Origin of the sequence: Xanthomonas sp. 1678, assembly GCF_031455575.1 — a bacterium.
In the GTDB taxonomy this organism is placed as follows: Bacteria; Pseudomonadota; Gammaproteobacteria; order Xanthomonadales; family Xanthomonadaceae; genus Xanthomonas_A.
In genome coordinates, this window is sequence record NZ_JAVDSZ010000008.1 from 195,041 (window position 1) to 214,099 (window position 19,059).

General features: G+C 70.6%; 15 protein-coding genes and 2 pseudogenes. 7 read left to right on the forward strand and 10 right to left on the reverse strand.

Annotated features, from left to right (window positions below):
* Window positions 1-51: 51 nt before the first annotated feature.
* Window positions 52-816 (reverse strand): annotated as a pseudogene (locus J2Y70_RS15460) (cyanophycinase); the annotation flags it as partial.
* On the opposite strand from J2Y70_RS15460, the gene J2Y70_RS15465 reads away from it, so the two are divergent.
* From J2Y70_RS15465 to J2Y70_RS15475, 3 genes are all read left to right on the forward strand, one after another.
* Window positions 815-1,543, forward strand: coding sequence for a sigma-70 family RNA polymerase sigma factor (locus tag J2Y70_RS15465; protein ID WP_309919365.1), 729 nt, complete (start codon window positions 815-817; stop codon window positions 1,541-1,543). The pseudogene J2Y70_RS15460 and the gene J2Y70_RS15465 overlap by 2 nt on opposite strands.
* Window positions 1,524-2,609 carry a FecR domain-containing protein gene (locus J2Y70_RS15470; protein WP_309919368.1) on the forward strand — a complete coding sequence of 362 codons (1,086 nt, stop codon included), beginning with the start codon at window positions 1,524-1,526 and terminating at the stop codon, window positions 2,607-2,609. Before J2Y70_RS15465 ends, J2Y70_RS15470 begins: the two co-directional genes overlap by 20 nt.
* Window positions 2,610-2,716: 107 nt before the next feature.
* The gene (locus J2Y70_RS15475) at window positions 2,717-5,764 is read left to right on the forward strand and encodes a TonB-dependent receptor (RefSeq protein ID WP_309919371.1); all 3,048 of its coding nucleotides are present in this window, start codon (window positions 2,717-2,719) and stop codon (window positions 5,762-5,764) included.
* A gap of 305 nt (window positions 5,765-6,069) precedes the next feature.
* Here J2Y70_RS15475 and J2Y70_RS15480 read toward each other — a convergent pair whose 3' ends face one another.
* Together J2Y70_RS15480 and arfB are read right to left on the reverse strand one after the other, a co-directional pair.
* Window positions 6,070-6,672 (reverse strand): lysophospholipid acyltransferase family protein, encoded by a 603-nt coding sequence (locus tag J2Y70_RS15480; protein WP_263396238.1) that lies wholly within the window; start codon window positions 6,670-6,672, stop codon window positions 6,070-6,072.
* A 3-nt stretch (window positions 6,673-6,675) separates the two neighbouring features.
* Window positions 6,676-7,107 (reverse strand): alternative ribosome rescue aminoacyl-tRNA hydrolase ArfB, encoded by a 432-nt coding sequence (gene arfB / locus J2Y70_RS15485; RefSeq protein ID WP_263396239.1) that lies wholly within the window; start codon window positions 7,105-7,107, stop codon window positions 6,676-6,678.
* A 476-nt stretch (window positions 7,108-7,583) separates the two neighbouring features.
* Between arfB and J2Y70_RS15490 the strand changes: the two genes are divergently transcribed.
* On the forward strand, window positions 7,584-8,120 hold the full coding sequence (locus tag J2Y70_RS15490) for a DUF2059 domain-containing protein (protein ID WP_263396240.1): 537 nt from the start codon (window positions 7,584-7,586) through the stop codon (window positions 8,118-8,120).
* A 421-nt stretch (window positions 8,121-8,541) separates the two neighbouring features.
* On the opposite strand, the gene J2Y70_RS15495 is transcribed toward J2Y70_RS15490, so the two are convergent.
* The gene (locus tag J2Y70_RS15495) at window positions 8,542-9,363 is read right to left on the reverse strand and encodes a pseudouridine synthase (protein ID WP_263396242.1); all 822 of its coding nucleotides are present in this window, start codon (window positions 9,361-9,363) and stop codon (window positions 8,542-8,544) included.
* Window positions 9,364-9,430: 67 nt separating this feature from the next.
* Between J2Y70_RS15495 and J2Y70_RS15500 the strand changes: the two genes are divergently transcribed.
* Window positions 9,431-9,892, forward strand: a complete 462-nt coding sequence (locus J2Y70_RS15500) for a thioredoxin family protein (RefSeq protein WP_263396243.1) — start codon at window positions 9,431-9,433, stop codon at window positions 9,890-9,892.
* 67 nt (window positions 9,893-9,959) lie between these two features.
* Here the strand turns inward: J2Y70_RS15500 and ubiB are convergent, their stop codons facing one another.
* The 3 genes from ubiB to J2Y70_RS15515 form a co-directional block, all read right to left on the reverse strand.
* Complete coding sequence (gene ubiB / locus J2Y70_RS15505) at window positions 9,960-11,618, reverse strand: ubiquinone biosynthesis regulatory protein kinase UbiB (RefSeq protein ID WP_263396244.1); 1,659 nt, start codon at window positions 11,616-11,618, stop codon at window positions 9,960-9,962.
* Window positions 11,615-12,256 carry an SCP2 domain-containing protein gene (locus J2Y70_RS15510; protein WP_263396245.1) on the reverse strand — a complete coding sequence of 214 codons (642 nt, stop codon included), beginning with the start codon at window positions 12,254-12,256 and terminating at the stop codon, window positions 11,615-11,617. The genes ubiB and J2Y70_RS15510 overlap by 4 nt, the downstream gene beginning before the upstream one ends.
* A gap of 66 nt (window positions 12,257-12,322) precedes the next feature.
* Window positions 12,323-14,239: a S9 family peptidase gene (locus J2Y70_RS15515; RefSeq protein WP_309919512.1), complete on the reverse strand. Its 1,917-nt coding sequence runs from the start codon at window positions 14,237-14,239 to the stop codon at window positions 12,323-12,325.
* Window positions 14,240-14,448: 209 nt separating this feature from the next.
* Between J2Y70_RS15515 and J2Y70_RS15520 the strand changes: the two are divergent.
* Window positions 14,449-14,669: pseudogene (locus J2Y70_RS15520) on the forward strand (D-alanine--D-alanine ligase A); the annotation flags it as partial.
* A 258-nt stretch (window positions 14,670-14,927) separates the two neighbouring features.
* Here the strand turns inward: J2Y70_RS15520 and J2Y70_RS15525 are convergent.
* Both J2Y70_RS15525 and oleD read right to left on the reverse strand, forming a co-directional pair.
* Entirely contained in the window at window positions 14,928-15,086 is a 159-nt protein-coding gene (locus tag J2Y70_RS15525; protein ID WP_003468167.1) for a DUF1328 domain-containing protein, read from the reverse strand.
* A gap of 62 nt (window positions 15,087-15,148) precedes the next feature.
* On the reverse strand, window positions 15,149-16,159 hold the full coding sequence (oleD, locus tag J2Y70_RS15530) for a 2-alkyl-3-oxoalkanoate reductase (protein WP_309919381.1): 1,011 nt from the start codon (window positions 16,157-16,159) through the stop codon (window positions 15,149-15,151).
* A 196-nt stretch (window positions 16,160-16,355) separates the two neighbouring features.
* Between oleD and J2Y70_RS15535 the strand changes: the two genes are divergently transcribed.
* The gene (locus J2Y70_RS15535) at window positions 16,356-17,495 is read left to right on the forward strand and encodes a serine hydrolase (RefSeq protein WP_309919383.1); all 1,140 of its coding nucleotides are present in this window, start codon (window positions 16,356-16,358) and stop codon (window positions 17,493-17,495) included.
* Here the strand turns inward: J2Y70_RS15535 and J2Y70_RS15540 are convergent.
* Window positions 17,479-19,050, reverse strand: a complete 1,572-nt coding sequence (locus tag J2Y70_RS15540) for a winged helix-turn-helix domain-containing protein (RefSeq protein ID WP_309919386.1) — start codon at window positions 19,048-19,050, stop codon at window positions 17,479-17,481. The two genes, J2Y70_RS15535 and J2Y70_RS15540, sit on opposite strands and share 17 nt — an antisense overlap.
* Window positions 19,051-19,059 lie beyond the last annotated feature (9 nt).

Here is a 19,059-nt window from a genome sequence, read left to right on the forward strand (position 1 = left end):
GGCGCCGGCCTGCGGATCGGTGGCATAGACCCGTGCGCTGCCGTCGCCTTCCACCGCCAGCGCGGCGCTCTCGTCCACGCCCAGGCCGATCAGCGGCTGCCCGGCCGGGGCCAGCGTCGCCGCCTTGGCGCGGAACGCGAACAGCCGGCCGAGCCGGTCGCGCTCCTTGAAATGGGTGTCGGTGATGATCCGCTTGAGCAGGTCCAGGTGCAGGAAGTCGGTCTCGATGGTGGTGGCCGGCCCCAGCGGATCGGCCAGCGCCGGTGCGCTGGTCAGGCTGCCGCCGTCCATCGCGCCGTAGAGGTACTCGCCGAGCATCGCCAGGCCGGCGCTGGTGCCGCCGAGCGGCTTGCCGGCGCGCACATGCGCGTCCAGCGCCGCGGCCACCGGCGTGCCCTTCCAGTAGCGCACGTAGCGCGACTGGTCGCCGCCGGCGATGAAGATGCCGTCGGCGCGGGCCAGGCTGCGCAGCAGCGCCGGATCGCTGGACGCGCCGCGGCCCTTGAACACGAAGGTCTCCACCGACGCCACGCCGCCGACGTCGCGGTAGAACTCCTCGGCCACTTCGTTGCCCTGCGAGGCGCGCAGCACCACCACATGGCCATGCCCGGCCTTGGCCAGGAACCAGCGCAGCGCGTCGTAGTTGCGATCGCCGCCGCCCATCAGCAGCAGCCCCGGCGCGACCGGGCCGGGCGTGGGCAGGGCCGGGTCGCCGACCAGGTATTGGCGGTAGTCGCGCGCAGCGGCGGGCGCGGCCAGGCACAGGCCCAGCAGCGCCACCATCCAGGGCCGGAACGGGCCGACGAAACGGGTCATGCGGATCTCCTCGAGGGGCGGACGGGAACCGAACGGGTGGTTCGTTGCAGACAGGGGACGAACGGCGGCGCGGTTTCCCCCCTCGCAGTTGTACCGGTTCGTGGCGACGCGCGGGCGCTGCCACGCGGGCGGACGATCGGCTAATGTGGAATGCATGCCCGCTTCCCTCGACGATTGGTTCGTCCACGAGATCCTCGTCCACGAGCAGGCGCTGAGCGGCTACCTGCGGCGCTGCTGGCCGCACCGCGACGAGTGGCACGATCTGCGCCAGGAAATCTACGTGCGCGTCTACGAGGCCGCCGGCAAAGCGCGGCCGAGCCTGCCCAAATCGTTCCTGTTCGCCACCGCACGGCACCTGATCACCGACCGGCTGCGCCGCAGCCGGGTAGTCTCGATCGAGGCAGTGGGTGATTTGGAGTCGATGCACGTCTTGGTAGACGAGCTGTCGCCGGAACGCTGGTGCGGCGGACGGCAGGTACTGGGACGGCTGGCGGCCGCCTTCGACCGCCTGCCCGACCGCTGCCGCAGCGTGATCTGGCTGCGGCGGGTCGAGGAACTGTCGCAAAGGGAGGTGGCCGTGCGTCTGGGCATCAGCGAGAAGACCGTGGAAAAGCACGTGGCCAAGGGCATGCGCCTGCTGGCCGATCATTTTCATGGCGACGACGGCGCGCGTGCGCCGGCGGCGCCGCGGCGGGCACGGGCGCAGGATGGACAGCAGGCGGATTGAGCTGCGTGCGGCGGCCTGGCTGGCGCGGCGCGACCGCGGCGACTGGTCGCCGCGGCAGCAGGCGCGGTTGGACGCCTGGCTGTCGGCGGCCACCGCGCACCGGGTGGCGTTCGTGCGCCTGCAGGCGGCGTGGCAGCAGAGCGGGCGGCTGCAGGCGCTGGGCGCGGGCCGGCGCGACGGCAGCGTTCCGCCGCGCGGCAGCTGGCGCGGGCTGGCGGTGAGCGACACCGCGACGAACGACATCGAAGCGGGCGACAGCACGCCGGCAGCGGCCGCGCCCGGCGCACCGACCGACCTGGGCCGGCTGCGCTTCGCGCCGCGCCCGCCACCGCGCACGCGCCGGCGCTGGCCGCTGGCGCTGGCCGCGACGCTGCTGTTCGGCGCCGCGCTCGGCCTGGGCTGGAACCAGTCCACGACGGTGGCGCCGGTCGCCTACGCCAGCGCCACCGGCAGCCTGCGCCCGCTGGCGCTGGCGGACGGCTCGCGCGCCACGCTGAGCAGCGACAGCCGCATCGACGTAGCGCTGTCGCGCGCGCGGCGGCAGATCGACCTGCAACGCGGCGAAGCGTTCTTCGAGGTGAGCAAGGACCCGGCGCGGCCGTTCGTGGTCGCCAGCGGCGCGCGCCGGGTGATCGCGGTGGGCACGCGCTTCGCCGTGCGCCGCGATGCCGACGCGCTGCGCGTGGTGGTCACCGAAGGCACGGTGCGGCTGGAATCGGCGGCGCATCCGCAGGCGCCGCCGACCCTGCTGGCGGCCGGCAGCATCGCCCTGGCCGGCCCGCACGGGGTGCTGGTGCGCCGGGTCCCCCTGGCCGAGGCCGAGCGCGCCCTGGACTGGCGCAACGGCTACCTGACCTTCGACGACACCCCGCTGCAGGCCGCGGTGGCCGAGTTCAACCGCTACAACACGGTCAAGCTGCGCGTGGCCGACGCCGGCGCCGGCGCGCTGCGGGTCGGCGGCAATTTCCGCTGGTCCAACACCGAGGCGTTCGTGCGTCTGCTCGAGCAGGGCTTCCCGATCCGCGCCGAGCGCCGCGGCGACCAGGTGCTGCTGCACAGCCGCTGAGGCGCCGCCCGCGGCGGCCGTGCAGCATGACAGGGGGGATTTGCGCAGCTCGTTCGTCCTGACTAACGGGGGCGTGGCCTTGCGCCTGTGTCAGGGGAGAAGACTCGATGCGATATCCGATGCGTGTGCTGCTGCTGAGCATGGCCTGTGCGACCGCCTGCGCGGCGCAGGCGCAAACGGTTGCCGGCGGCCAAGCCGCCGACAGCCAACTGAACATTCCCGCCGGCCCGCTGCGCGCGGCGCTGGAGGCGCTGGCGCGGCAATCCGGCGCGCAGCTGATCTACCGCGCCGACCAACTCGACGGCGCGCGCAGCGCCGGCGCGCAGGGCCGGCTGGACACCGCGCAGGCGCTGCAACGGATACTGCACGGCAGCGGTTTCGTCGCCCAGCGCGACGCCTCCGGCGCCTGGCTGGTGCGGCGCCAGGAGCCGGCGGCGCCACGCGCGCAACCGGTGCGCGCCGTGCTGCCCGCTGCCGCGCCCGAGCAAGCGATCGCCGATCTGCAGACGCTGCAGGTCACCGGCTCGCGCATCCCGCGCGCGCAGCTGGAAGGGCCGGCGCCGATCAGCGTGATCAGCGCCGAGCAGATCAAGGCCAACGGCTTCACCTCGGTGCCGGACGTGCTGCGCGCGATGACCCAGAACGGCGGCGAGACGCAGAGCCCGCAGTCGGCCAGCGGCGCGGATTTCTCGCCCGGCGCGCAGCAGGTGGACCTGCGCGGGCTCGGCCCCAACCACACCCTGGTGCTGGTCAACGGCCGCCGCATCGCCGACTTCCCGATGCCGTTCAAGGGCCGCAGCAACTTCACCGACATCTCCAACATCCCGCTGGGCATGATCGACCGCATCGAGATCCTGACCGGCAGCGCCTCGGCGATCTACGGCTCGGACGCGATCTCCGGCGTGGTCAACTTCATCCTCAAGAAGCAGGCCGACGGCACCACCCTGGACTACCGCTTCGGCGACACCAGCGGCGGTGGCGGCGACAGCTTCAACCTCAGCATCAGCAGCGGTTTCTCGCGCGGCGCGTTCGATGCGGTGTTCGGCGCCGAAGCGGTGACCCAGACGCCGCTGTGGGCCTACCAGCGCAGCCGCCAGGACAGCACGCTGGACGGCCCGACCGAACGTTCGCAGGTGCCGCGGCGCACCTTCCTGCGCACCGACTACGACGACAACTACCTGGATCCGGGCGAAGCCACCTGCGAGGCAGTGTCCGGCCTCAACCGCGGCAGCACCGGCTACGCCTCGCGCCCGGGCTACGGCGAGTTCTGCGGCAGCAGCGCCTCGATCGGCTACGGCACCATCGGCAACAAGCGCCGCGGCGTCAACGCCTACGCGTCGCTGAACTATGCCTTCGACGGCGGCACACAGTGGTTCGCCGACCTGCAGCTGGGCTACCACGAGCTGTCGCTGTTCCGCGACGTGACCCAGTGGGGCTACATGGCCCCGGATGGCAACGAAGAGGGCTATTTCTACAACCAGGCCACCGACCAGATCGAAGCCTGGGGCCGCCAGTTCAGCCCCGAGGAAATGGGCGGACTCAACACCGGCACCATCCGCACGCGGCAGAAGACCCTCAGCCTGACCACCGGCTTCAAGGGCAAGCTGGGCAGCGACTGGGACTACGAGGCCAGCCTCAGCCATTCGCAGTACCAGGCCACGATCAGCTGGCCGCAGATCGTCGCCGAACGCGCCAACGCGCTGTTCCTCGGCCCGCAGCTGGGCGTGGACGACGATTCGGGCCTGCCGATCTTCAACGCCGACCCCGAGCGCCTGTACACGCCGCTGAGCCGCGCCGAGTACGACGGCATCGCCCAGCGCAGCGTCTACCAGCCGCGCTCGCGCACCGACACCGCCGCCTTCACCGTGACCAACCCCAGCCTGTTCGCGCTGCCCGGCGGCGATGCGGGGCTGTCGGCCACCGCCGAGTTCGGCAACCAGGGTTACGACCTGCGCCCGGATCCGCTGGCCACCCAGTACTACTACTACAGCTGGAAGGACTCCGACGGCCACGGCAGCCGCAACCGCTGGGCGCTGGCCAGCGAGCTGCGCCTGCCGGTGCTGTCGACGGTGTCGCTGAGCCTGGCCGGACGCTACGACCAGTACCGCTTCTCCGGCCGTACCCTGGGCAAGTTCACCTACAGCGGCGGGCTGGAATGGCGCCCGCTGGACACGTTGCTGCTGCGCGGCTCCTACGGCACCGCGTTCCGCGCGCCGGACCTGCACTACGTCTATTCCGGCCCCGGCAACGACGAGACCTCCGGCGTGGACTACTACCGCTGCGCCGACGAAGAGCCCGGGGTGGCGATCGAGGACTGCAGCTACAACGACGAGGGCATCATCCGCGGCCGCAGCGGCAACCGGAATCTGGACCCGGAGACCAGCACCTCGTGGACCGCCGGCTTCGTCTGGTCGCCGCGCCCGGAACTGGACGTGTCGGTGGACTACTTCGACATCGACATGCGCGACCAGGTGCAGGACCTGCGCGTGGACCAGGTGCTGCGCGACGAATCCGAGTGCCGGCTGGGCAATCTGGATGCGGCCTCGACCACCTGCCAGCAAGCGCTGTCGCGGGTCACCCGCAGCGCCGACGGCGACCTGTACGGGGTCTTCGTCAACCCGATCAACATCGCCCGCGAGAGCACCAGCGGCATCGACTTCAGCACCCACTACCGGCTGGACACCGCGATCGGCACCTTCCGTTTCGGCGGCAGCTACACCTGGGTGCGCCGCCACGACATCCAGGTGTACGCCGGCGAGGCGATGGTGGACGAGTTCGCGGTCAACAGCGGCTACGACATCCCGCGGACCAAGGCCAGCGCCAGCGTGTCGTGGGAACGCAAGGCCTGGTCGGCGACACTGCACGGCGAACGCCTGGGCCGCCTGCCCAGCTCCGATTCCTACGACCAGGTGTTCGACCCGGAGAGCGGCGACAGCCCGTGGATCGGCGCCACCTACCGCTACAACGCCTCGGTGCAGTACCGCATCGGCGACCACGCGCAACTGTCGCTGGCGGTGACCAACCTGTTCGACAAGATGCCGCCGCACGACCGCACCTACACCTCGTATCCGTACTACGACGTGTCCTGGTTCGACACCGTAGGCCGCAGCGTGTACCTGCAGTACACGCACAAGTTCGGCGGCAGCGCGCTGTAGCGGCGCTGCGGCTGGCGACGCGGCAAGGGTTTTTTTTCGATCGTTTGCAGGCCGCAGCGATCTTGTGGGAGCGACTTCAGTCGCGACGGGCCTTACCGGTAGAGCCCGTCGCGACTGAAGTCGCTCCCACAACACTTCGCGAACTGTAAGAAACCGAGATCCTGCATGTCGTCGCAGGTGTGGAACAGCGGCCGCAGGCGCGATCCTGTAGGAGCGGCTTCAGCCGCGACAGGAGTGTTACCGGCAACGCCCTGTCGCGGCTGAAGCCGCTCCTACAGGAACCGCATCCGCATCGACGGCCAGCCTCACAACGTGTCGCGATGCTTCCCGCGCCACGGCCGGTACCAGGTGCGGATCGCGGCGATGTCGGCGTGCATGTCGGCGCTGGTGTGGAACAGCGGGCCGAGGCCGACGGTGCGGCTGGGATAGTCGAAGTACACCGGGAAGATCGGGATCTCCGCGCCGTGGGCGATCTTCCAGAAGCCGACCTTCCACTTCTCCACGCGCTTGCGCGTGCCTTCGGGGGTGATCACGTACCACATGCGCGGCGCCTCGCGGATCAGCGCCACCGCCTGCTCGACCACGCCGCGCGGCGACTTGCGGTCCAGCGGGATGCCGCCGAGCTTGCGCAGCAGCGGCCCCAGCGGCCACCAGAACAGCTGGGTCTTGCCGAGCACGCGCACCTCGAAACCGACCGCGAACTTGACCGCGAAGCCCAGGAACCCGTCCCAGTTGGATGAGTGCGGGGCGACGATCATCACCAGCTTCGGCACGTCCGGGAACTCGCCCACCACCCGCCAGCCGGTCAGGCGCAGCGCGGTGCGGCCGAGCCAGCGGCCGAACCGGCTGGGCTTGACCATCGGCATGTTCGGGGTCGCGGGCGGCAACGGAAAATCGCGTTCGGTCAAAAGTCACTCCCAGCGGCCGGGCGAGCGGCCGCGTTTGATCTGGCTGCGCTCGCGCTTGGCGTCCAGGCGCCGCAGCTTGGCGCCGTGCGAGGGTTTGGTGGCGATGCGCCGCTTCGGCACCGACAGCCCGGCGGCGATGAACTCGGCCAAGCGCTGGCGCGCATCGTCGCGGTTGCGGTCCTGGGTGCGGAAGCGCTGCGCGTCGATCACCAGCACGCCCTCGGCGGTGATGCGGCGATCGCGCCGCGCCAGCAAGCGTGCGCGCAGCGGCTCGGGCAACGACGGCGAGCCGGCCAGGTCGAAACGCAGCTCCACCGCGGTGGAGACCTTGTTGACGTTCTGCCCGCCGGCGCCGCTGGCGCGCACGAAGCGCTCGACGATTTCGCTTTCCGGAATCGCCAGGCTGCTCGAGATGTGGATGGCCCCGTTACCCATCGGCGAATTGTAGGGCATCCGCCAGACGGCTTGATTTCCGGCGGCCCACGGCCTGAATGGCCGGGCGCAGGCAGCATCGGCGACGGCAACCATCGCCTGGTTCGCTTCAAGCGGGCGCGCGCCTACCCGAACGTGCCGCCTGCCGCCGTCTCACAGCCAGGTCCTGTGCAGCTTGGCGCGCCCATGCAGCAGATCGGCGACAAGCATCAACGCCGACCCATGGCACGCAGGCGAACACGCCGCCATTCGCCGGGCACAAGCAGTCCCTGGCGCGGGCCTTGCGCCGCTTTCGACAGCGCCGACCCGTTCCCGCACGAGGTCGCCGAGCTGCCGCGCCATCTCGAGCAGGTCCCCTCGCGCGTCGCCCGCAGGACCCGTCGAAGAGCCGGAAGGCCGGTTTGCCGCAAGCGCGCAGACGCCGAGGCCACGGCGATTCCCGTATCCTGGCCGCCGGTCATAGCCCTGCAGGACGCTCGATGAACCCGACCCCGTCGCTTTCCCGTTCCTGGCCGCAGCGCCTGCTGCTGGCCGCGCTGCTGGCCCTGGCCGCGTCGCCCGCGCTGGCCGAGCCGCCCAGCGACGGCGACGTCAACCGCCTGCTGTCCGCCTCGCGCGCGCAGAACATGCTCGACAGCATGCTGCCGCAGATCGAGGCGATGCAGCGCCAGCAGTTCGCGCAGCTGACCGCGCAGCGCCCGCTCGATGCGGCGCAGCAGCAGAAAGTGCAGCAGATCCAGGAGCGCACCCAGGCCACCGTGCGCAAGGCGCTGTCGTGGCAGGAAATGCGCCCGCTGTACGTGAGCCTGTACAAGCAGTCGTTCTCCAAGCAGGACGTGCTGGCGATGGCCGAGTTCTACGAGAGCCCGGCCGGCCAGAGCATGCTCGACAAGACCCCGCAGCTGATGCAGAACCTGATGGGCGCGATCCAGCAGAAGATCACCCCGCTGTTCGCCGACCTGCAGAAGGACCTGGAGCAGACGGTCGGCGCGCCGCCGCCGGCGGCGAAGCCCTAGCCTGCGGCGCACCGGCGCCGGCCTATCTCGCCGGCCGGCGCTGCGGTTGCGGTAGGAGCGTGCTGCTGCGCAAGGTGGCGCAGGCAGCGCCTGCGCCAGGCCACGCTGGCATCGCAGACGACGCGGTCCTGTAGGAGCGGCTTCAGCCGCGACGAATGCAGCGGCGCGCGTTCCGCTTGCAGCAAATCCGGAGCGAAAGATGCGCCGCCCGCACGTGACAGCCTAGGCCGCATGGACACCCTGTGGGAGCGACTTCAGTCGCGACGGGCATTGCCGGTAGAGCCCGTCGCGACTGAAGTCGCTCCCATGGGACGCTTCAACGGCTCTGGAAACCAGCTAAGTCGGTAGTGCCACTCCGCGCATCCACCATGTCGCGGCTGACGCCGCTCCTACAGGTAGGCTCCGCAACTGTAGGAACGCGCTAGCCGACAACGCCGCCCGACGCGTCCGCCACTCGTTCCGCACCACCCTGCCACGGTGCCGCCGACCAGCCGAACAACCCGAACGCGCGCACGAACTCCGCATCCAGCGGTGCGTTCACCTCGATCCGGCGCCCGTCCGGATGCGGGAACGCCAGGCGCTCGGCGTGCAGCAGCATGCGGTGCACGCCCTGCATGCGGAAGATGCGGTTGTGGCGGCCGTCGCCATGGCTGGTGTCGCCGATCAGGTGGTGCGACAGGTGCTTGAGATGGCGGCGGATCTGGCGGAACCGTCCGGTCACCGGGCTGCAGCGCAGCAGCGCGTAGCGCGAGGTGCCGAACTCGCCCGACGGCACCTGCAGCTCGCCGCAGGCCAGGCGCTGGAAACGGGTCTGTGCCGGTTTCTTCAGCGGCTTGCCGGGACCGCCGTCGAGGTCGTGGTCGACGTCGAAGCGCTCCTCGGCCGGCCAGCCGCGGCAGATCGCCAGATAGTCCTTGTCCACCTCCCCGCCCATCAGCGCCTTGCCCAGCGCGCTGGCGGTGTCGCGGTCGAACGCCAGCAGCAGGCAACCGCTGGTGGCGCGGTCGAGCCGGTGCACCAGAAAGATCGGCCGCCCCAGTTGCGCGCGCAGGCGATCGGCAAGGAAATCGTCCTCGCCGCGGGCGAGCTTGCTGTCGTGGACCATCAGCCTGGCCGGCTTGTCGACCACGGCCAGGAAGGGGTCCAGATAGAGGATCTGCAGGGAATCGGGGGAGGTGCTCACTACCGGATTATCCGTGCCCGGCGGCCCCGACCACAACGCATGCGTCACGCTGCGTCCCATGCCGGGCCGTTGACGCCGCCGTGCCGCGGTTCGACGATGGCCTTCCCCCACGTTGCGGAGTGCCTCCATGAAACGCTGGCTGCTGGTCTCGCTGCTGACCGTCGTTCCACTGGCGCATGCGCTGGAATTGCCCTACGACGCCGCCGCCGACGCCAAGGCGCAGGTGCGACAGGCGCTGGCCGCCGGCAAGAAGGCGCACAAGCCGACCCTGCTGATCTTCGGCGCCAACTGGTGCGGCGACTGCCGCGCGCTCGACGCCTCGCTGCACACGGCCAGGAACGCGGCCCTGGTCAACGCGCACTTCGAAGTGGTCAAGATCGATGTCGGCAACTTCGACCACAACCTGGAGCTGAGCCAGGCCTACGGCGATCCGATCCAGAAAGGGATCCCGGCCGCGGTGGTGATCGGCGCCGACGGCAAACCGGTCTACACCACCAAGGCCGGCGAACTGGCCAATGCGCGCAAGATGAGCGATCAGGGCATCTACGACTTCTTCGCCAAAGCGGCCGGGGTGCCGGCAGGGCACTGAGCCTCGCGGCCGCAGGGAGGCGATCAGGCCGCCTGTCAGCCCGGTCGCCTTGGCGCGGCCGACGTCGCTAGCGCCGCAGCCACGCCGAAAGCAGGCTGGCCGCGCCGAGGCCGCCGGCGATCCACGCCCAGATCGAGGCCCCGCCGAGCTGCGGGCCGCCGGCGTCGAGCGCGTACAGCAGCGCCGCGACGGTGAGCAGGCCCACGCCGCTGATCGCGGTGACCACGCGGCGCTGCATGCGCAGCAGGATCACGTTGAGTTCGAACAGGTCGCGCGAGCGCATCGACAGTTCGTGGCGGCCTTCCACCTGCTGGCGCAGCCAGCCGTGGATCAGGCGCGGCATGTCCGGCGCGTGGGTCATGATTTCCGGCAGCCGCTTGCGCAGTTCGTGCAGCGCGCGCTGCGGGCTGTAGCGCTCGATCAGGATGCGCTCAAGCACCGGCCGCGCCACCGCCCAGATGTCCAGTTCCGGATCCAGCTGGCGACCCACGCCTTCGATGTTGAGCAGGGTCTTCTGCAGCAGGATCAGCTGCGGCTGCAGGGTCAGCTGGTAGCGCTGGGCGACGCGGAACAGCTTGATCAGCACCTCGGCCAGCGAGATCTGCGACAGCGGCCGGGTGAAGTACGGTTCGCACACCGAACGCGCCGCCGCTTCCAGTTCGTCGATGCGCACGTTGGCCGGCATCCAGCCCGCCTCCACGTGCAGCTCGGCCATGCGCCGGTAATCCTTGTTGAAGATGGCCATGAAGTTCTCGGCCAGGTAGTACTGATCTTCCTGCGACAGCTGGCCCATGATGCCGAAGTCCAGCGCGATGAAGCGCGGGTTGATCCGCCGCGCCGGATCGCTGTCGACCCAGATGTTGCCGGCGTGCGCATCGGCGTGGAAGAAATTGTCGCGGAACACCTGCGTGTAGAACACGCGCACGCCCTTGGCCGCCAGCGCCTTGCGGTCGATGCCGGCGGCGTCGAGCGAGGCGATGTCGTCCGACGGGATGCCGCGCACCCGTTCCAGGGTCAGCGCGCGCTCGGCGGTGTGGCTCCAGATCACCTCCGGCACGTACAGGTCGTCCGAATGCAGCCAGAAGCGGCGCAGCACGCTGGCGTTGGCGCCTTCGCGCTGCAGGTCCAGTTCCGCGGCCAGGGTGGTCTCGATCTCGGCGACCACCTCGCGCGGGCGGATCTTGTCGGCGCGCGGATGCGCGCGGTCGACCAGCGCCGCGGCGGACTTGAGCAGCGCGATATCCGCGCCGATCTGCCGCTCGATGTCCGGGCGCAGCACCTTGACCACCACTTCGCGGCCGTCGTGCAGCGTCGCCGCATGCACCTGCGCGATCGAGGCCGAGGCCAGCGGCGTGGTGTCGAAGCTGGCGAAGGCCACCGCGATCGGCTGCCCCAGCGCCTGCTCGACGATGCGCCGCGCCGCCTCGCCGTCGAACGGGCGCACCCGGTCCTGCAGCAGGGTCAGTTCCTCGGCCACGTCCGGCGGCATCAGGTCGCGGCGGGTGGACAGGATCTGCCCGAACTTGACGAAGATCGGGCCCAGGTCCTGCAGCGCCAGGCGCAGCCGCGCGCCGCGCGACTGCGCGGCGATGTCCGGGCTGGCGCGCGGCACGAACGGTTTGGCCAGGCGCAGCCAGCGCTCGGCCGGCGTGCCGTCGAGCAGGTCGTCCAGGCGGTAGCGCAGGATCACCCGGCCGATGCGGCTGGCGCGGAACATCGCCTTCATGCGCCGCGCTCCGGCGACAGTCTGGCCACGCGCGCGGCCAGGCGCTCGATGTCGTCGCGCACCGCATCGACGTCGTCGTAGAACGCCTCCAGCTCGGCGCGCGCGACCACGTCGCGCGATTCCTCGGTGACGAACTCGGCCGCGCTCTGCGCCAGGTCCTGCGCGCCGCGCTGGGCCTGCTGCAACGCCGCGCGCGCCGCGTTGGCGAACTGCACGCCGAGCACGTCGCCGAACACCTGGGTGAACGGCCGCTGCCAGTCCGGATCGAAACGCCCCGCCAGCTGCTGCAGGCGCCGCGCCAGTTCGGCGTCGCCGGACACCCGCACCCGTCCGCCGGGGCTGGCGCCGCGCCGCGCCTGGGCCAGGAACGGCAGTTGCGCGAACAGCCCGCCGAGGGTGCTGCGCACCGCCAGGTCGGGTTCCTGCGCCGTATCCACGGGGCCGACCTGCAGGCGCGTGCCGTCCACGCGAATCTGCAGCGCCAGCGCCGGCGCCTCCAGGGTCAGCGCCACGCGTTGGCCGTCGAGGCCGCGCAGCGCCTCGCGGGTGTCCGGGTCCAGCGCCAGCGCGCGGTTGAGCGCCGCTTCCAGCGCGCGGCCGGCCAGGGGCTTGAGGGCATCGAAGGGAGATCCAGGCATGCCGCGCATTCTAGCGGCAGACACGTCGCAGGACCGTACGCGCGGCGGACGGCGACGCGCGACGCGCTACTGCGCCTGCGCGCCGCCGAGGTGCTTGCTCAGGAACGCCAGCAGCTGGGTGTAGTACGCGCGGCGGTGCGGTTCGGTGTAGAAGCCATGGCCCTCGTTGGGGAAGTACAGCGACTCCACCGGCACGCCGGCGTTCTTCAGCGCCTTTTCCATGCGTTCGGTGTGCTGCACCGGCGCCCGCTCGTCCTTGCCGCCCGCGGCCAGGAACACCGGTGCGCGGATGCGATCGGCGAGATTGACCGGTGAGCGCGCGGCCAGAGTGCCGCGTTCGCCGAGCCAGTCGCCCGCCCAGTTCCTGGCCCAGCGCGCACGCCGCGACTGGTCGCGGTACATCGTCTCCAGGTCGTACACGCCGACATAGCCGGCGGCGCAGCGGTACAGGTCCGGCTCCCTGGCTGCGCCCATCAGGGCCGCGTAGGCGCCGTAGCTGGCGCCATAGATGCAGATGCGCGAGGCATCGGCGATGCCCTGTGCGGCGGCCCAGCGCGTGGCGTCGGTCAGGTCGTCCTGCATGCGTCCGCCCCATTCCTTCGCGCCGGCCTGGGTGAAGGCACGGCCGTAGTTGCCCGAACCGCGGTAATTGACCCGCAGCACCGCGTAGCCGGCCGCAGCGAGCAGTTGCGCGTCGTCGTCGAAATCCCAGGCGTCGAACACGCCGAACGGCCCGCCGTGCGGCAACAACACCATCGGCAAGGGCTTGCCGGCCGGGGCCTGCAGCGGCACGGTGAGGTATCCGTGCAGCGACACCCCGTCCCTGGCCTTGAAGCTCACCGCGCGGCTGGGCGGCACCTGGCTTGGCTGGAACCATTCGCGCCGGCTGAACACGCGCTTGGCCGACTTGTCGGCGGTATCGAACAGGAAGTAGTCGCCGTTGTTGCGGTCGCTCCAGACGTAGAGCAGCAGCAGCCGGCGATCGGTGGTTGCCGAGGTGATGAACACCGCATCGCCATCGAACGCCTTTTCCAGCGAGCGATACAGCCGCGAAGTCGGCGCGTTGTCGTCGAAGAAACGGTTGCGCACCCGATCGGTCATGAACGACACGCCGATCGGCGTCTTGCCGTCGAGGTCGCGCAACACCCGGTAGGGGTCGACCTGCGGGTCGCGTAGCAAGGGCGAATAGCGATCGGTGGCCGGATCCCACGACACCACCGCGTCCGGGCCGCTGGCCTGCTCCACCTGCAGATAGGCGAGCTTGTCGTCGGCGGAGAACCCCAACGGATAGGTGCGCTGGAAACTGCTGGTTTCGTCGTTGATCAGCCGCCACGGCGTGCTGCTGTCGTCGCGGTAGAAGAGCTTGCCGGCATTGGCGCTATCGGCACCATTGGCGAAACGCACGCGTCCGCTGTGGTCGGCGACGAAGCTCGCGCGCGACACCGGCGCGGTCGCCACCGGCACGCGCCGGTGGTTGTAGATATCCAGCTTGTCGATGCGGATGGTGGGATCGCTGCTGGGCGCCACCACCGACACCAGCACGTAGCGCGGATCCTGCGGCAGCGTGTCGAGCATGTACACCGACGGATCCAGGCCCGCCTTGAGCGTGGTCGCGTTGACCGCGTCGTTCATCCCATAGGGGCTGGCGAGCAGGCGCGGATTCTTGCCGTCGGCGTCGATGGCGTGCAGCTGGCCGATCGCCACCGGTTCGTCGCGCGCGCCGAGACGCTCGGCCATCGACACCACGATCCGCTCGTCGTTGGCCCACCAGAAATCGTCGACCACCGAGTCGGCGCCGCCGATGACCCTGGCGGACAGCTGCTTGTCGCTGCGGCGCACCACCACCAGGCCGGTCCGGTCCTCCATCGGCTGGGTGACGGCGTAGTAGGCACCTGTCGGCGAGATCTTGACCCGCTCGAACTGGTCGCGCTTCAGATAGGGGGTCAGATCCAGCGGCGCCGGCTCGGCCTGCGCGCATGCCATGCAGGCCAGCGCAAGGCCGGCCACGAACGTCCAATGTCGCATCGCATTTCCCCTATCCCCTGAGTCGCCTATGGTGGCAAGCCGCGCGAACGGCGTCCATCCCTGCCGCCGCCCGCTCCGTCACCGCGCGATCCGGCGCCCTTCCCCCGCCGCGCGGGCGATGGCCCAGGCTAGCGGCCCTTCATCGGGCAATGGCGGGAGCGGCGGCGATGCGCAGGACCCGGGTCGGCACCATCTTCGGCGGCAAGTCGGCCGCGCACGAGATCTGGCTGCAGTCGGCGCGCACCATCGTCGATGCGCTGGACCCGCAGCGCGTCGAGGCCACCTGATCGGCATCGACAAGCAGGGCCGCCGGCATGCCAGCGAGCGCGAGGGGTTCCTGCTATATGCCGACGATCCGGCACGGATCGCGCCACGCGCAGGATGCGGCACTGTGCACGCGGTGGACACATCGCGGGGGAACACGGAACAGGCGCCGAAGCGCTGCCGCGGCGATGCTGGCGCGGCGCACATTTGCACGTACCGCACGCATCGACACATGCGTCGATGCCTGAATCAAACAAAAAGCGGCACGCGATTGCATAGCCTATTTGCCAAGGCGGCAATCGCTTACCCGCAATGCAAAACGGCCCGCAGTCGCGGAGCATCGCTCCGTGACCGCGGGCCGTTCGCAGGTGCAGCGGAAGGACTAGACCTTGCCGCGACGGAACATCGAGATCACCGCCAGGATCAGGAACACCACGAACAGGATCCAGGCGATGTTGGTCGCCGCACCGGCGATGCCGCTGAAACCCAGTACGGCGGCGATGATGGCGATGACGAAGAAGATGATGGCGTAATGCAGCATGGCAAGGTCCGAAAGTTGTCGTGCCGAATTGGCGCGCCGCCATCTTCGGAAACTGCCGGTCGTCAGGAAGTGACGGAAGTGTCGCGGCGCCATGATGACGCCAGCCGCTGCAGGCCCTGCTCGATCGAGACCTGCGGCACATAGCCGAAATCGCGCCGCGCCGGTTCCATGCTGTACCAGTGCGGCGTGCACAGCTGCTCGGCCAGGAAGCGGGTCAGCGGCGGCTCGCCGCGCAGGCGCAGCAGCGGCCACAGCGTTTCGCAGGCGGCGCCGATGCGGTAGGCCGCCTTGAACGACAGGGTCTTGGTCACCGGCGGCGCGCCGACCGCGGCGAGCAGCTTGTTCAACAGTTCGCGCATCGGCAGTGGCTCGCCGTTGGAAATGAAGTACGCCTTGCCGGCGCAGGCCGCGCCGACGCGCAGGTGCTCGAACGCATCGAAGTGCGCCTGCGCGGCGTTGTCGATGAAGGTCGAATCGACCAGGTTGTCGCCGTGGCCGACCAGGCGCACGCGCCCGGCCTGCGCACGCGCGACCAGCTTGGGCAGGATCTGGTTGTCGCCCGGGCCCCAGATCAGCCGCGGTCGCAGCGCCACCACCGCCAGCCGCGCATCGTTGGCGGCCAGCACGGCGCGTTCGGCGATGGTCTTGGTCGCCGCGTACGGCGCTTGGAAGTTTTCGCCGTACGGCACCTGGTCCGCGCCCAGGCCTTCGACCGGATGGGTGGCGCGGTGGGTCACGCTCGGCGTGGAGGTATAGACCAGGCGCCCCACGCCGTGCGCGCGACAGGCGGCCAGCACGTTCTCGGTGCCGACCACGTTGGGCTGGTAATAGCTGTCGTAGCTGCCCCAGGCGCCGGCCTTGGCCGCGTTGTGGAACACCGCATCGGCGCCCGCGACCGCATGGTGCAGCGCCTGCGCGTCGGTCAGGTCGCCACGCACCTGGGCCACGCCTAACGCCTGCAGCTCCGGATAGTGGCCGCGGTTGTAGCTGATCACCTCGTGCCCGCGCGCGACCAGGCCGCGGCATAACGCCTGGCCCAGGAATCCACCACCGCCCGTCACCACAATCTTCATCGCGCCGCACCGATCGCACCAGGGCGCACACGATAGCCGGGGGCGCGCGGGAAGGCGATCCGGACGTGCGCGGACGGCACCGCGGCGCACGCCAAGTCATTGATCCGCCGGAACTTCATAATTCTTCATGAGGACATCAGGCACTTCAGGCACGGCGCTGGCGCAGTGCGCGGACCGCATCCTTCCGGAGTTCCACATGTCGCGCCTTTCGTTCCTGCCGTGCGTCCTGCTCGCCCTCGCCGTGCCTCTCGCCCACGCCGCTCCCACCTCCCCGTCCCCGACCGCACCCGCCACCGCGCCGCCGGCGCTGGACGACGGCTGGCGGGTCGCCGATGCCAGGAGCGCCGGCTGGAACATGGCCACACTCGCGACGCTGGAGCAGGCCATCGCCGACGGCAAGGCGCCGCACACCAGCAGTGTGCTGATCGTGCGCGACGGCGCGCTGGTCTACGAGCGCTACTTCGGCGACGCCGACCGCCAGACCCTGCAAGACACCCGTTCGGCGACCAAGAGCATCACCGCGCTGCTGGTCGGCGCGGCGATCGATCGCGGCCGCCTGCCCAGCGCACAGGCCAAGGTCTACGATTACTTCGGCGATCGCCGTTGGCAGCAGCCGGATCCGCGCAAGCGCGCGACCACCGTCGAGGATCTGCTGACGATGAGTTCGCAACTGGAATGCGACGACGACAACGCGTTCTCCAGCGGCAACGAGGAACGCATGTACGTGAGCGCCGACTGGACCCAGTTCGCGCTGGACCTGCCGATCAAGGGCTATGCGCCGTGGATGCGCCGCCCCGAGGACAGCCCGCACGGCCGCGCCTTTTCCTACTGCACCGCCGGCAGCTTCCTGCTCGGCGCGCTGGTGGAAAAGGCCACCGGCCAGCGCCTGGAGGACTTCGCCGCGCAGGCACTGGAGCGGCCGCTCGGCATCACCAATGTCCGCTGGGGCCGCTCCGCCGAGGGCGTGGGCATGGGCGGCGGCGGCACCCGCTACCGCAGCCGCGACCTGGCCAAGTTCGGCCAGCTGCTGCTCGACCAGGGCCGCTGGCGCGGCCGCCAGGTGCTGTCGGCGGACTGGGTGCGGGCGATGACCACGGTGCACGCGCAGGCGCGCGAGGACGCCGACTACGGCTACCTGCTGTGGCGCTTCCGCTTCCCGGTGCGCGGCACCGAACGCGGGGTGTGGGCGATGTCCGGCAACGGCGGCAACTACGTGTTCGTGCTGCCCGAGGAACGCCTGGTGGTGGTGATCACCCGCAGCGCCTACAACACGCCGAAGATGCATCCGCAGTCGCAGGCGCTGCTCGCCGACTACGTGCTCAAGGCGCTGCCGTAGCCGCGCCGGTCTCCTGCGGCAGCAGGCCGGCGCGGCGCACCTGCGCGCGCTCGGCGGCGATGTCGGCCTGGTTGCGCACCAGCAACGCGGCGAAACCGGCCTGCGCGCGCAGCGGCGCCAGCAGCGGCGACACCCGCAGATAGGCCGCATCGCGATAGCCGGCGGCCTGGGCGCGGCGCAACGCGTCCAGCGCCGCAGGCAGGTCGCCGGCCAGTTGCAGCAGCAGCGCCGCGTCCAGCCCATCCAGCGGATCGGCGCCGTGCGCGACGCCCTGCAGCAGGTCCTGCGCCCGTGCGCGCAGCGCCGCCGCGGCAGGCCGTGGCTGTGCGTCCAGCGTCCACGCCACGGTCTGCGCCAGGCTGCCGTGCGGGCGCAGCCGCAGCGCCTGCAGGCTGGCCTGGCGCGCACGCGCCACATCGCCCTGCGCCAGCGCCAGTTCCGCCTGCAGCAGGTACAGGCCGGCGTAGTCGGTGCCGCGCCCCAGCGCCTCGTCCAATGCCGCCTGCGCTTCGGCGCTGCGGCCATGCGCGAACAGGAACCCCGGCCAGGCCAGGTTGGAGAAGGCGCTGTCCGGATACAGTTGGAAGCTGTCGCGATAGCGCGCTTCGGCGGCGCTGACGTAGCCGAGCAGGTTGAGGTTGCTGGCGATCTGGATCGGCAGGAAGCGCACCCGCGCCGCATCGCGCACCTGCAGATTGGCGGCCAGCGCCTGCGCAAGGTGACCCTTGCGTTCGTACAGATAGGCGGCCGAGCCGCGCACCGCATCGGCGCCCGGATCCAGCTGCAGCGCGCGTTCGTAGGCGGCCAGGGCCGCCGCATAGTCGCCGCGGCAATCGTGCGCGTAACCGAGCGCGGCATGCGCGGCCGCCAGTTGCGGTTGCGCGGCGATCACCTGCGTGGCCAGGCGCTGCGCGAGCGCGGCGTACTGCGCGTCGCCGCCGTACTGGCAGACCCGCGCGCTGTAGCCGCGGCTGAGTCCGAGCAGCGCGCGCGGCTCGTCCGGCGCCTGCTGCAGGCGCTGCCGGTACAGCGCGATCGCGCGTTCGTTGTCGTCGCGCTGGCCGATGCCGGCGTAGTAGTCGGCGCGTTGCAGCAGCGGCGACGCTTCGGCTTTCTGCGGCGGCGCCCGCCACGGCCAGGCCAGCGCCGCCAGCGTACCGATGCCGAGCACGACGGCCGCCGCGATCGCCACACGGCGCCAACGCCGTCTTGGCTGTGCCGCTTCGCTGTCGCCTTCGTCTTCGATGCGTACCGGCGCGCACAGCTGGTAGCCCTGGCCGCGCACCGAACGCAGGTAGCGCGGCTGCCGCGAGGCATCGCCCAGCGCCTGCCGCAGCAGGCGCACGCGCTGGGTCACGGTCTCCTCGTTGACCAGCGCCGGCGCCCACACCTGCGCGATCAGCTCGTCGAACCCGATCACGCGCTGGCCCTGCCGCAGCAGGTAATGCAGCAGGCGGAAACTCAGCCCGCCCAGCTCCAGCGCCACGCCGTCGCGCTCGACTCGCTGTCGCGCTACGTCGATGCGCAGGTCGTCCAGCCGATAGCGCTCGCCCATCGCCGCGGC

Bases quoted from the DNA above. Each gene is read 5' to 3' on its own strand.
- J2Y70_RS15470 (WP_309919368.1), top strand. From the start codon at position 1,524: ATGGACAGCAGGCGGATTGAGCTGCGTGCGGCGGCCTGGCTGGCGCGG.
- J2Y70_RS15465 (WP_309919365.1), top strand. From the start codon at position 815: ATGCGGATCTCCTCGAGGGGCGGACGGGAACCGAACGGGTGGTTCGTT.
- J2Y70_RS15515 (WP_309919512.1), bottom strand. From the start codon at position 14,239: ATGGCATGCGCGCAGGCCGAGCCGGCGCCGCTGGATCTGACCCCCTAT.
- arfB (WP_263396239.1), bottom strand. From the start codon at position 7,107: ATGGGTAACGGGGCCATCCACATCTCGAGCAGCCTGGCGATTCCGGAA.
- J2Y70_RS15495 (WP_263396242.1), bottom strand. From the start codon at position 9,363: ATGGGACGCAGCGTGACGCATGCGTTGTGGTCGGGGCCGCCGGGCACG.
- J2Y70_RS15490 (WP_263396240.1), top strand. From the start codon at position 7,584: ATGAACCCGACCCCGTCGCTTTCCCGTTCCTGGCCGCAGCGCCTGCTG.
- J2Y70_RS15500 (WP_263396243.1), top strand. From the start codon at position 9,431: ATGAAACGCTGGCTGCTGGTCTCGCTGCTGACCGTCGTTCCACTGGCG.
- J2Y70_RS15510 (WP_263396245.1), bottom strand. From the start codon at position 12,256: ATGCCTGGATCTCCCTTCGATGCCCTCAAGCCCCTGGCCGGCCGCGCG.
- oleD (WP_309919381.1), bottom strand. From the start codon at position 16,159: ATGAAGATTGTGGTGACGGGCGGTGGTGGATTCCTGGGCCAGGCGTTA.
- J2Y70_RS15535 (WP_309919383.1), top strand. From the start codon at position 16,356: ATGTCGCGCCTTTCGTTCCTGCCGTGCGTCCTGCTCGCCCTCGCCGTG.
- J2Y70_RS15525 (WP_003468167.1), bottom strand. From the start codon at position 15,086: ATGCTGCATTACGCCATCATCTTCTTCGTCATCGCCATCATCGCCGCC.
- J2Y70_RS15540 (WP_309919386.1), bottom strand. From the start codon at position 19,050: ATGGGCGAGCGCTATCGGCTGGACGACCTGCGCATCGACGTAGCGCGA.
- J2Y70_RS15475 (WP_309919371.1), top strand. From the start codon at position 2,717: ATGCGATATCCGATGCGTGTGCTGCTGCTGAGCATGGCCTGTGCGACC.
- ubiB (WP_263396244.1), bottom strand. From the start codon at position 11,618: ATGAAGGCGATGTTCCGCGCCAGCCGCATCGGCCGGGTGATCCTGCGC.